General features: G+C 50.2%; 10 protein-coding genes. 6 read left to right on the top strand and 4 right to left on the bottom strand.

Going from position 1 to position 12,783, the window contains the following annotated elements:
* Window positions 1-111 precede the first annotated feature (111 nt).
* Entirely contained in the window at window positions 112-2,109 is a 1,998-nt protein-coding gene (locus ACYVIY_RS12185) for a S9 family peptidase (protein WP_460976630.1), read from the top strand.
* Window positions 2,110-2,198: 89 nt separating this feature from the next.
* On the opposite strand, the gene aac(6') is transcribed toward ACYVIY_RS12185, so the two are convergent.
* Genes aac(6') through ACYVIY_RS12165 form a run of 4 tightly spaced genes read right to left on the bottom strand, consistent with a single transcriptional unit; the run spans window position 2,199 to window position 4,792 of the window.
* Window positions 2,199-2,642, bottom strand: a complete 444-nt coding sequence (aac(6'), locus tag ACYVIY_RS12180; RefSeq protein ID WP_460976629.1) for an aminoglycoside 6'-N-acetyltransferase — start codon at window positions 2,640-2,642, stop codon at window positions 2,199-2,201.
* A gap of 50 nt (window positions 2,643-2,692) precedes the next feature.
* A complete protein-coding gene (locus ACYVIY_RS12175) occupies window positions 2,693-3,943 on the bottom strand; it encodes an RNA polymerase sigma factor (RefSeq protein WP_460976628.1) in 1,251 nt (416 codons plus the stop codon).
* A gap of 57 nt (window positions 3,944-4,000) precedes the next feature.
* Window positions 4,001-4,333 (bottom strand): YciI family protein, encoded by a 333-nt coding sequence (locus tag ACYVIY_RS12170; RefSeq protein ID WP_460976627.1) that lies wholly within the window; start codon window positions 4,331-4,333, stop codon window positions 4,001-4,003.
* A gap of 30 nt (window positions 4,334-4,363) precedes the next feature.
* Window positions 4,364-4,792, bottom strand: a complete 429-nt coding sequence (locus tag ACYVIY_RS12165) for a DoxX family protein (protein ID WP_460976626.1) — start codon at window positions 4,790-4,792, stop codon at window positions 4,364-4,366.
* A gap of 262 nt (window positions 4,793-5,054) precedes the next feature.
* On the opposite strand from ACYVIY_RS12165, the gene ACYVIY_RS12160 reads away from it, so the two are divergent.
* The 5 genes from ACYVIY_RS12160 (at window position 5,055) to ACYVIY_RS12140 (ending at window position 12,753) form a co-directional block, all read left to right on the top strand.
* Window positions 5,055-6,497, top strand: coding sequence for a Gfo/Idh/MocA family protein (locus tag ACYVIY_RS12160; RefSeq protein ID WP_460976625.1), 1,443 nt, complete (start codon window positions 5,055-5,057; stop codon window positions 6,495-6,497).
* 385 nt (window positions 6,498-6,882) lie between these two features.
* Entirely contained in the window at window positions 6,883-7,854 is a 972-nt protein-coding gene (locus tag ACYVIY_RS12155) for a methylenetetrahydrofolate reductase (RefSeq protein ID WP_460976624.1), read from the top strand.
* A gap of 400 nt (window positions 7,855-8,254) precedes the next feature.
* On the top strand, window positions 8,255-9,616 hold the full coding sequence (locus ACYVIY_RS12150; protein ID WP_460976623.1) for an amidohydrolase family protein: 1,362 nt from the start codon (window positions 8,255-8,257) through the stop codon (window positions 9,614-9,616).
* Between the two features lie 236 nt (window positions 9,617-9,852).
* Window positions 9,853-11,115, top strand: coding sequence for an MFS transporter (locus tag ACYVIY_RS12145; protein ID WP_460976622.1), 1,263 nt, complete (start codon window positions 9,853-9,855; stop codon window positions 11,113-11,115).
* A 135-nt stretch (window positions 11,116-11,250) separates the two neighbouring features.
* Window positions 11,251-12,753: an L-fucose/L-arabinose isomerase family protein gene (locus ACYVIY_RS12140; RefSeq protein ID WP_460976621.1), complete on the top strand. Its 1,503-nt coding sequence runs from the start codon at window positions 11,251-11,253 to the stop codon at window positions 12,751-12,753.
* The last annotated feature ends 30 nt before the right edge of the window (window positions 12,754-12,783 follow it).

Raw genomic sequence — 12,783 nt, 5'->3', positions numbered from 1 at the left:
TATAAATAGTAGCCTGCGGAACTTCAACTCAGGAGAATACCAGACGGAGGAGTACTTGAAATTTACGTCGAGGTTGTATATTTAAAGCTTAATCTCGTCTTACGCAGTTACATGAAACGACTTTTTCTGCTCTTATTAGCAGCCGGTCCGGTTCTGGCGCAGTCGCCAGCCAAACGTCCGATCAACTCCTCGGATGTGTATCGTTTGCAGACCATCAGCGATCCGCAGGTGTCGCCCGAAGGCGATTGGGTAGCATTTGTTCAATCGTCGGTCGACAAAGAGAAAGACAAGCGCAATGCTGACATCTGGATGATTAGCTGGGATGGTAAGCAGTCGGTGCAGCTAACCAGCAGCCCCGATGGTGAATCGTCACCCCGCTGGAGTCCGGATGGCCGATACCTGTCGTTCATTTCGGGAAGAAACGGCGAGAAGAATGCACAGCTCTGGCTGATGGATCGGCGCGGTGGTGAAGGTAAAAAGCTAACCGACCTTAAAGGCGATCTGGAAGGCTACGAATGGGCACCCGACGGCAAAAAAATAGCCCTGGTCATTCGTGACAAAGACTATTCCGATTCGGCGAAAAGTAAGGTACGGACGCCGTTTGTGATCGATCGTTATAAGTTCAAGGAAGACATGAAAGGCTACCTTGATCGGCGGGCCGCGCACCTGTACCTGTTCGATGTAGCAACTAAAACGCTGGATACGCTGACTAAGGGGCAATACAATGAGGCCACGCCGGTCTGGAGTCCCGATGGACAGCGCATTGCGTTCACCAGCAACCGCACCCCCGATCCGGACCGGAATGAAAACACCGACATCTGGGTCATCGACGCCAAACGGAACGCAACTCCAAAGCAGTTGACTAATTGGCCGGGACGTGACAATCAGCCCGTTTGGAGTCCTGATGGACAGCGCATTGCGTACGTACGGTCGACGGCATCTACTAATTTCATCATGTACGATCAGCCAATTCTGGCGGTGGTATCGAGTCAGGGAGGAGAGCCAACATTGCTGTCGACGTCATTGGACCGTCCGGTACGTAACCCGCACTGGACCGCTGATGGGCAGGCGATTGGAGTGCTGGTTGACGACGACCGCCGGACGTATCTGGGAACGTACTCGCTGGATGGCAAACTAACCAAACTTGGCGTTGGCGACCGGGCCTTCTCCGATCTGGAAGCGCACCCAAAAGGCGGCTGGGCTACCCTGATGAGCGAGCCGCAACTACCAACCGAATTATATGCACTCGAAAACGGAAATATCCGTCGGCTGACGGCCATTCAGGATGCATTTGTCGCGCCTTTGGCTCTGGCGTCGGTGGAAGGGTTTACGTCGAAAAGCAAAGACGGTACGCAGGTGTCGAACCTGTTGTTCCGCCCGGCCAATGCCTCGGCTGGTCAGAAACTAGCGACAATACTGTTTATCCATGGTGGACCCGTAGCGCAAGATAATTTTGCCTTTGACCTGACTCGCCAGATACTGGCATCGGGCGGTTATGCGGTCGCTGCCGTTAACTATCGGGGCAGCAACGGTCGCGGACTGGCGTATTGCAAAGCGATTTATGGTGACTGGGGAAACAAAGAAGTAGCCGATATTCTGGGGGCTGCCGATCACCTCGTTGCTAAAAACATTGCGGATCCAACGAAACTCGGCATTGGTGGCTGGAGCTACGGCGGTATTCTGACTAATTACACGATTGCGACTGACCCACGTTTTAAAGCAGCAGCCAGCGGAGCTGGTAGTTCGTTGCAGACGACGATGTATGGCTCCGATCAATACGTGAATCAGTACGAGAACGAATTAGGTTTACCATGGAAGAACGCTGAGAAGTGGGTTAACCTGTCGTATCCGTTCTTTAAAGCGGATCGCATCAAAACACCGACGTTGTTTATGGGTGGCGAGAAGGATTTTAACGTACCGGTGGCCGGTAGCGAGCAAATGTATCAGGCGCTTAAAACGCAGGGCGTATCGACCCAGCTTATCATTTACCCCGGTCAGTACCATGGTATTACGGTGCCAAGCTACCAGAAAGACCGGTTCGATCGGTATTTGCAGTGGTTTGATCAGTACCTGAAAGCGCCAGTTGCAGCATTGCATACCCAGAAATAGGAGTCGCGTGTAGGAAAGCACGCGTTTATGTTAAATGCTTCGCGTCAAGTACCCCTCCCAACCTCTGCTAGAAGGTTGGGAGGGGTATTTTACTGTAATGGCTTAATAAAGAAAATGGTACGTTCCTCTTCCCGAAAGCCGACTTTGCTATGGAACTCGGCGCTGGCGGTGTTGTCGATTAAGGCATCGGAAGCCAGCTCCCGACAGCCCTGCTCCTGCGCCCACTGTTCGGCCCGTTCAATTAACTGCCGACCGATGCCTTGTTGCTGGTACGCTGGGCGAACGTATAGGCCTTCTACATAAGCCACCGGTTTTTGGGTAGCCCCCGGTACGTAGTCGTAGCGAAGCGACAGATTCATAAAACCGATGGCTGTTCCTGACTCATCGTGAACAATAAACGCCGTCTCCCTGGGTGATTGAGCAATGGCATGTGTTACGTCTGCCATCTCTTCGGGTTCGTAGTCTGGCCATAACTCAAGAGCCAATTGGTGCCAAACATTGAAATCGCTTTCCGTTACGGGTAGAATCGTCATAATCAATTATCTAAGAATTGGTCTATTTAGCCGGTTAAGATAATGCATGCTTAACGTAGCTCATCTAGTTTTTGCTGAATGGTCTGCCGATCGGTGTGGGTTTTCGCCAATGCATAGGCCTGCTGAAAATGAATCTTTGCCTGCGATGGCTCCGCTTCCCGGTATAACTCACCTAACAAGACATGGTAGAGGTGGTTCGTTTCGAGGTGTAAGTGTTTGGCCGCCCCCAGGGCAACAACTCGTCCCTTTACCTTATAAAGCGCATACATTCGGTTAAGGGCGACGCTGGGCGAGTTGTTAATCAACAAAAGCTGGTCATATAGCTCTAAAATGGACGTCCACTTTTCGGGCGTATCCTCCTTGAAACAGTGCCAGGAGGCTATGCGGGCTTCTAAATGGTACGTGCTCAACTCATCGCCCTGAAACGACTTTTCGAGATAAACGAACCCCTGCCGAATCAATGCCGTATCCCACAAGCTATCATCCTGCTGTTCATACAAAACCAGCGAATCGTCATTTATTTGTCCATCATGGATACGACGGGCTTCAAAGCGGGAGGCATGGAAGCACATGAGGGCGAGTAATGCGTTAGTTTTAGGGCTATCGGTTTGTTCATACTCGGTTAGCATAACGGCCAGGCGCATCGCTTCCAGGCACACATCTTTCTGCAAAGCCCGTTTTTGCGTCTTTGAGTAATAGCCTTCGTTGAATAGCAAGTAGATGACGTGTAACACCCGATCTAATCGACGAACCAATTCGCTTGCAGCAGGTAACTCCATCGTGACATTAGCTGCGCGCAGTTTTTCTTTGGCTCGAAACAGACGTTTATTTATAGTCTCTTTGTTCGACAAAAAGGCTTCGGCAATTTTGTCAATGCCAAAGCCGCACAAAATCCGCAGGGCTAAACCGATCTGCGCTTCACCGGCAATTAAGGGTGTGCAAATGGCGAACAACATTTGCAACTGGCTATCGCGAATGGTTTGCGCAGACAGCGTTAACGAGTCCCAGTCGTCATCAGTGCTCTCGCTCGCTGTTAACTGAGGCAATACCTTTTCTTCCAATAGCTTATGCCGTCTGAAGTGATACAGCGTTTTTTGTTTGGCGACCACATAAAGCCAGGCTGTTGGATTAGCTGGTAGGCCTTGAATACCCCAGGTCTCGGCCGCCAACAGAAACGTTTCGCTAACGATGTCTTCGGCCAGTTCGATATGCTCCAGACCAAACCGACGGCTAATAACGGCTACCAGCTTTGTGAACTCCTGTTGAAACAGCTGCTTAAGCGATTCCTGTGCGTTCTCCATACTCGTTATTGCCCTATTCCGTGTGTATCGGAACAGGGCAATGAATTTTACCGACTGTTATAGCATTCGCCTGATTTCGACGCTACCCTGCGCATCCAGAGCTGGACAGCCGTGTGCCAGGGCAGCAGCTGCTGCCAGGCTCTCGGCTTTGACAATCATATAACTGCCTAGGCGCTCTTTTACTTCAACGAACGGACCATCGGTGACTAGCCCATCAGCCCTTACTACTTTACCTTCGGTAGCTAGACGCGCTCCTGTACTGACCAAGCCCTGATCTACCAAGCCTCCCACCCATGTCTGCCACCGCTTGGCAAGAGCCTGGAATTCGCTGGGTGAAAGCTGGCTGGTATCATAGCTTGGTTGACGAAACAATAACATGAACTCACTCATAATCAATTAACGGTTTGGTATTGGCGCGCGTTAAGCGTGTTCTAAAATAGGCTTCTTATCAAAGCTAACGTTTATTCGGCGATTAGCGGGCCGGAGATACCATGATACAACGGTCAGCACCGCAAAGGTGAAAGCACCTGAGGTTTGTAGTACGTCGTCGCCAGAAAAAATATGGGACATAACACCTCCGGTCAACAGGAAAAAAAAGCCAGCATACGCCCACTCTTTTAATAGACGGTAGCCGGGTAGCAACAAAATGGGCGCTCCTACCATTTTCCAGGCGCCAATAATATACATCGTGTACAAGGGGTACCCCAGACGAATGAAACCGTCTGTGTTAAACTTAGCGTGTATGAATTGCGCAAAGCCACCCGCAAACATGCCCAGGGCTAATAAGACGGTCGTTATCCAATACCCAATGTGTTTTTCTGAGTTCGTTTTACTCCTTTCAGTTGCCATATTGTTAGGTTGTTTTGGTTTACACCCTTACAATGACTGACTCATCCGGAATTGGACATTGTAGCCCTTAATTTTTTACATCAATTACATCTTTGTCTGTAGTTGAGCTTCACCAGTGCCCAATTGGGGTTGGCAGCGAGCAGAAAATAGGTAGCAGGGGGTAGGTCGGCGGGAAATATTTAGTTATTTTGGGACGTCTTTTGGCGCAACCTTAGACCTGACGGTTGTGACTTAACTTGATTATCCCAAACCGAATACCTTAATGAAAAACAAGGAACAGGAGACCTCCGGTAACGCGGATAAATCGCAGGGCGCGGGGGCATCTCGGCGGTCGTTTCTCAAAGCTATTGGTATTGCCGGTACTGCGGCAGCCACTGCTCCGGCTGCACTGGCCGAGACAAAGGCTTCAGCCCCTCAGTATTTAAATCTGATAAAAAGCCACGCCAGCACGGCTGCCAATGAGAAGGTACGTATTGCCCTCATCGGTACGGGGGGAATGGGCATTGGCGACACGCAGACGGCGCTGCTGGTGAATGGTGTTGAGATGGTGGCGGCCTGCGATCTGTACGATGGTCGTTTGCGCCGGGCGAAAGAGCTTTGGGGCGATGGCCTGACCGTTACCCGCGACTACCGCGAACTACTGGACCGGAAAGACATTGATGCCGTTATCAACGCCACAACGGACCACTGGCATGAGAAAATCTCGTCCGACGCCATGCGCAAAGGCAAGCACGTCTACTGCGAAAAGCCGATGGTGCAGAAGTTCGAAGACGGCCATACCCTGATTAAAGTGTCGAAGGAAACGGGCAAGGTGTTTCAGGTGGGTAGCCAGTTCGCCAGTTCGATCATTGTGGCGAAAGCTAAAGAACTGCTGAAAGCGGGCGATATTGGTGAACTGGTGTTTGCCGAAGCGCAGTACGACCGCCATAGTGCAATGGGAGCCTGGCAATACTCGATTCCGCCTGATGCGTCTCCGCAAACGGTCGATTGGGAAACGTACCTGGGCTCTGCCCCGAAACGCCCCTGGGATCCGCTCCGATTCTTCCGCTGGCGGAATTATCAGGATTATGGGACGGGTATCGCCGGAGACTTGTATGTACACCTACTTACAACCCTGCATACCATTACGGGCTCGAAAGGGCCAAATCGTGTGTATTCCAGTGGGGGAACGCGCTACTGGAAAGACGGCCGCGACGTACCCGATATCCAACTGAGCATTTACGACTATCCCAAAACGGCCGAGCACCCAGAGTTTAATCTCACTACGCGCTCTAACTTCGTGGACGGTGGGGGCGGTGGCTACCTGGTTCGTCTGGTCGGTACGGAAGGGGATCTGTCGCTGGGCTGGGATAGCCTGACAGTACGTAAGAACAAGTTTCCGAAAGCTCCGGGCATGTCGGTCGATAATTTCCCGAAAGACCAGAAAGAACTGTTCATTGCTGAATACAACAAAATGTATCCGCAGCATTCCGAAATGGAAGGACCGAAAGAGTTCAAGTATACGGTACCTAAAGATTACAAAGGCGACCGATACGAGCACTTTGTCAACTTCTTTAATTCGGTGCGCGATAACAAGCCGAACATCGAAGATGCTACGTTCGGCCTCCGTGCCTGCGGACCAACGCAGTGCGGTAACATGAGCTTTGCCCAAAAGAAAGTGGTGAGCTGGGACCCCGTCAGCATGAAGATTGGAAACGCGGTTTAACCCAAGTCAATACGAACGAACAGCGCCTTGTGAATCTCACAAGGCGCTGTTCGCTTTATAAATAGATAGGCTAGCAGCATCCATCTAAAATTTCAAGTGTTCGTTCCTAGACCGTGTCTTATTTACTCAGGTGTAGATGCAACACGACAACTGCGGTACTCTGTGAAACAGCGATGCGGGACATGATTTAGTGCGGCTTACTAACAGAAGTGAGCGTCCGAAACCTGTCATTTTCAGCAAACGAATCGTTCGTGAATGTGGATTGGGTTTGATAAAAAGCTACCGCTGTAGCTATTTTTGTTTTTTTACTCATCAGCGAAGTGCTACGTGTACTTCTTCTACCATCTGACGCTGACCCAAGCTTACCGAAGACAAACGCCTGACAATGTTTCTAGAGAAGATTAAATCCGCAGAATCAGGTGTGATGCTATACGGCATCACACCACCCAAAGACAGTACGCCACCTGAACGAGTCGCTGAGATCGCTCAAAAAACCGTTGAACGACTCGCCAGCTTGGATATTGATGCACTTGTGGTGTATGATGTACAGGATGAATCAGCCCGGACGACAGAAGAAAGGCCTTTTCCGTTTTTAACAGCGCTTGATCCGCTCGGTTTTGCCTCCGGCTATCTAGGGGCTTTATCCATTCCTAAAATAATCTATCGCCCTGCTGGTAAATTTACGAACGAAGAACTAACGGATTGGCTGGAAGCGATTCACGAGCGTAACTTCTATCCTGTTTTTGTTGGGGTGCCAGCACCAGACTTTCCCGTAAAAACCAGCCTTGCGCAAGCGTACGAGATCTGGCGTAAGCACCAGGATACGTCCGTTATCGGTGCAGTAACGATTCCTGAACGGCATAACCTGCTGAACGACGAGGATGTCAGAATACTCGATAAGATGAGTTGTGGGGTATCGTACTTCATTTCGCAATGTGTGTTTAATCTTGATTATGCCAAACAGGTTGTTGAAGACCTGTCTGTCCGCTGTAGCCGACAGCAGACCCTACCACCGACAATCATTTTCACGCTTACCGCCTGCGGATCGGTAAAAACGCTCCACTTTATGGAATGGTTAGGTATTCACGTACCGGATGAATTGAAGGAAGAGCTAAAGGTGTCGGAGGATATTCTTGAAAAATCGGTCAAGTTATGCTTTGATATTGCCTCTGCGCTGACCACGTTCTGTATCGAACGGGCTATCCCTTTCGGCTTTAACATCGAAAGTGTTTCTATTCGGAAAGCCGAAATTGAAGCTTCTATTGATCTGGCAAATCGAATAGGGCAGATGCTTAAGGATAAAGGCGTCAGGAAGTCGGCTGGAGAGCGTGAAGTAGCGAATGCCAATCCATTATAATGGCCGTAGTGTTGAGATGACAGGCTATGTCATAATAGAGAAATAAGGAGAGAAGCAGGACTAACTTTTCATTAAAAGCTATAAAGGGGATTTGAAAGCCAGAACCCATTTGTAGCTTTTTGCATATACAGTTCCTTCTATATTCAAAGCGCTTTGAGGTCTCCTTACATATAGTTACAAAGGCACCAGATCACCACTATTCGTAAGAACGACTGGATGACTCGCTTTGTAAAGGGGAGCTAACTTGCTAGTTTACAAGGAAAATCAGTTGTTTACCAACCGAATAATTTGTAGTTAAGGAATTCCGATGTGGAACAGGCCAGCGTTAGTACCGTTTCGTTAGATTTGCTTCCTCTCCGTGCGGGATGCTCAGATTTGTTCCTTAAACCTTTGGTAGCTAATGCGTAATTTCCTCTTCTTGCTGCTCATAGCACTAACCTCTACTGCCTTTGCGCAGGAGTTGATTAGTAATCGCCAGCGCGACATTATCTTTCGGGGCGTCAATGTAATACCGATGGATCGGGAGCGGGTAATCGAAAATCAGACCGTTGTCGTCCGAGATGGGAAGATTACCGCTATGGGTGATGCGAAAAGCGTGAAGGTGGCTAACAACGCATTTGTTATCGATGCCAAGGGTAAGTACCTGACACCCGGCTGGGCCGAGATGCACGCCCACGTACCGCCAATCGACGAGATTGAGCCCATGAAAGAGGTGCTTATCCTGTACCTCACCAACGGTATCACCACCATTCGGGGTATGCTGGGCCACCCCAGGCACCTCGAACTACGTCGTAAAATTAACAGCGGGGAGATACTCGGCCCACACTTCTACGCAACAGGACCGTCATTTAACGGGCAAACGGTGAAAACAGCGGAGCGTGGTGCCGAAATGGTACGTGAGCAAAAAGCGGCTGGGTACGATTTCCTAAAACTGCATCCAGGACTAACCAAAGAGACCTTCCCGGCCATTGCCAAAACTGCGCACGAGGTAGGCATTCCCTTTGTCGGGCATGTCTCGTTTAATGTTGGTGTCTGGCGGGCTATCGACGCGAAGTACTCGTCTATTGATCATTTAGACGGTTTTATTGAAGCCATTACGCCCGGTGTTGATACGCTGGCTGAGCAGGAAACCGGTTTGTTTGGGTCGTGGATCGCCTACCGGGCCGACGCGTCTCAGATTCCAAAATTGGTAAAGGGATTGCGCGAAAAACAGATTCGGGTAGTGCCCACGCAGGCGCTGGCCGAGCGTTGGCTCTCGCTCTTACCGGCTGACGCGTTTGCCAATGATCCGGAGATGAAGTACATGAAACCCCAGCAGGTACAAAGCTGGATGAAGGCCAAGAATGACTATAACAACAATCCCAACTTCTCGAAGGACCACGCCGAAAAGCTGATACAAATTCGCCGGAAACTGATTTTAGCATGCCAGAAAAATGGCGTTGAACTGCTGTTGGGCTCCGATGCTCCACAGGTGATGAACGTGCCGGGTTTCTCCATTCATAACGAAATGAAATACATGGTCGACGCCGGTTTAACGCCCTATGAAACCTTGCGAACCGGCACCGTTAACGTAGCAAACTACCTGAACAAGCCTGACCGTGGCGTCATCAAAACAGGGAACGTATCGGATCTGGTGCTGCTGAGTGGCAATCCCTTGAAAGACATCAGTCAAACCCGAAACATCGAGGGCGTGATGATGGAGACAAACTGGCTCTCGAAGGCATACATCCAGAGTGAGTTAAAGAAGCTGGAAAAAAAGTAAGCGCGCGGTCACTACGTATGCTCAGCTTTTGACGACTTAATCAACTAATACTTATTCCAGGTCCATCCACGGTTCCTTCAACGAACCCATGCAAGCAAGTCAGGAATAGCTGCATACGCTACGTGGTGTGTCTTGTAAGGGTTTATTTCTATTTGATTGAAAAATAATACCATCCTATTGATTTTTAACTTTCTGTAGTTATATCTTTGTGTACGCTTACTTAGTGCGTTAAGGTTATGCGGAGAAACATACGTTGGTTAATCGTCGGTCTGCTCTTTATTGCAACCGGGCTGAGCTTTCTGGATCGGCAGGTTTTGTCCATTGCCATCATTAAGATCCAGAAAGAGCTGCAAATCACGGATGTTCAGTATGGTATGGTCAATACCAGTTTTCTGATCAGCTATGCGCTCATGTTCACGCTCGGCGGCTGGCTCATTGACCGTCTTGGCGGCAAGCTAGGCTTAGCGCTTTCGGTAGGCGTATGGTCAATTGCGAATAGTTTACACGCAGTCGTTACTAGTTTTTCTCAACTGGTGACCTTTCGTTTTTTCCTGGGTGCGGGCGAAGGTGGCTGCTTTCCGGGGGCCGCCTGGACGGTTTACCGCTGGTTCGACAAGAAAGAGCGCGCCTTAGCAAATGGCATTGCTATTGGCGGGTCAGCCATTGGGGCGGTGGTTGCTCCCCCGCTGACCATCTGGCTGTCGTCGCATTACGGGTGGCGCGGTGGCTTTCTTATTCCCGGCCTGATCGGCATTGCCTGGGTAATCGTTTGGTTACTGATTCCCTGGAAGAAAGAGAACATGGCGGCTCTGACCGACAGCGAACCTGTACAAACAAAGCATACGGTTTCTTTCCTGACCTTACTTTCCAAGCGGCCTACCTGGGTGTTCATCGTGATTCGGTTCTTGCTAGACCCCGTTTTTTACTTCATGATGTTCTGGATTCCGAAATACCTGAGTTCGGTACGTAACGTCTCCTTTGAGCAGATTGGTAATTTGTTCTGGATTCCGTTTCTGGCGCTGGGAGTCGCCAATATAATAGGTGGCTGGTTCTCTGGTCAGCTTATCGCCAGACGGTATTCGATCAACAAAGCCCGAAAAACGGTGATGGGGCTGGCGGCATTACTGACCTTATTAACACCAGCTATTGAATGGGTCGGGTCAGTTGAGGTTGCCATTGGGCTGATGGCCGTGTTTATGTTTGCCCACGGATTCTGGATTACAAACTACATCACGGCAATCTCCGATATGTTCGGTCAGCAGGCTACGTCTACCGTGGTGGGTTTGTCTGGAACAGCCGGAGCCGTTTCGGGGCTGCTGTTAAATCCGCTGATGGGCGTCATTATTCAGCAGTATTCCTATCGTCCGCTCTGGATTGCCTCGGGTCTGCTTTATCCTTTCGCGTTCATTTTGCTGATTGTTCTGATTCCTACCATCAAAGCCTTACCGTTGAACGAGAAGCAGGATGAGATCATCTCCAGCCCAGCCCCATCGATGTAGGCCAAACAGGTTGAGTATTTAACAAAAGAACCGCCGTATAGGACATCAACTCGCTCCTGCTGCTGAGGTAGATAACTTGTCTAAAATTTAACTTAGTGCACTAACTAGTTTAGGTGAAGGCACAAATACCACTATATGGAAAAATATACACTCAATGATGTCGTGTCTGCACCGCAGCCTCAGGCAGGCTTTGTAAAGCGAACGCCAACCCAGGCTCGGATTGGCGTATTCGGCGTAGGCTATTTTAAATACTGGGCACAGTTTGAAGGGCTGCTGGACGATCTGCTGAAAAAGCAGGACGTATTTATCGAGCGAATTGCGTCGATGAGCCCGGCACAAATCATTGACTTTGGCCTGGTCGACGACGTAACGAAAGCTTATGAACTGGTGCCGAAGCTTAATGCCGCTAACCTGGACCTGATTTTCTGCGATATGCTCACCTACGCTACGTCCAGTACGTTCGGGGCCATCATCAAAAGCATTGAGGTGCCGATTGTGCTGGTCGCCCTTCAGCCCGACAAGGCAATGGACTATAGCCGGGCGTCTACGTATATGCAACTGTACAACGACGATATCTGCGCCTTACCTGAGTTTGCGGGCGTCGCGGTCCGAATGGGTAAGAAAGTACCCCAAATGATCATCGGTACGTTGTACGATGACCCGGCCGCTGATGCTGAGATCGCCGAATACTGCCGGATTGCCGCCGTGCTGCATGATCTGAAAACGGCCAGGATTGGTCATATCGGTCACCCCATCGAAGCCATGCTCGACATGCATTCCGATTCGACGATGCTAACGGCTCACTTTGGAGCGCACATTGTGCAGTGCGAAGCCCACGAAATCGTTACGCATTACCACCAGGCTACGGATGCTGAGATAAAGGCCGTTAAAGTGCGTATTCTTGATTTTTTTGATACGCCCGATCCCGTTTCAGACCCTATATCCGAAAAGCTGCGGGAGTCCGATCTGCACATTGCGGCTCAGGTGGCCGTTGCCCTGGAGAAATTCGTTAAGGCGAAGAAGCTGGATGGTTTAGCCTATTATTATGATGGGCCGGATAATAGCGATACCCGGACGGTAATGTCGAACCTGATTGTCGGTAACTCGCTGCTTCAGGGGGCCGGATTCCCGATGTGTGGCGAGTCGGATCTCAAAACCTGTATCGCCATGCTGATCATGGAACGACTGGGCATTGGCGGCAGTTTCGCCGAGTTCCATCCGGTCGATTTCAAAGAGGATTTCGTGCTGGTCGGCCACGATGGGCCGCATAACATCGCCATTGCCGAAGGGCAACCGGTGCTGCGCAGCTTAAAGAAATACCACGGCAAACCCGGCTTTGGGGCGGGGGTCGAGTTCAAGATCAAAGAAGGACCGATCACCATGCTAAGCATCAACTCGACCTACGAAGGCAAAATGAAATTCATTATTGCCGAAGGTGAGTCGATTGTCGGACCGATTCCGCCAACGGGCAATACCAATACCCGCGGCTTTTTTAAGCCCGATGTCCGAACGTTTCTGAAACGCTGGATCAGCGAAGGACCAACGCATCACTTCGCGCTGGGGGTAGGGCATCATGCCCAAACGATCCAGAAGATTGCCGACTACCTCAAGGTCGAATCGGTGATCATCAATGGGTGAAATTCGGAACCTCTTAAACCTTAATCTTTT

The organism is Spirosoma knui, assembly GCF_054780635.1.
This window is presented reverse-complemented; position numbering and strand designations above follow the sequence as displayed.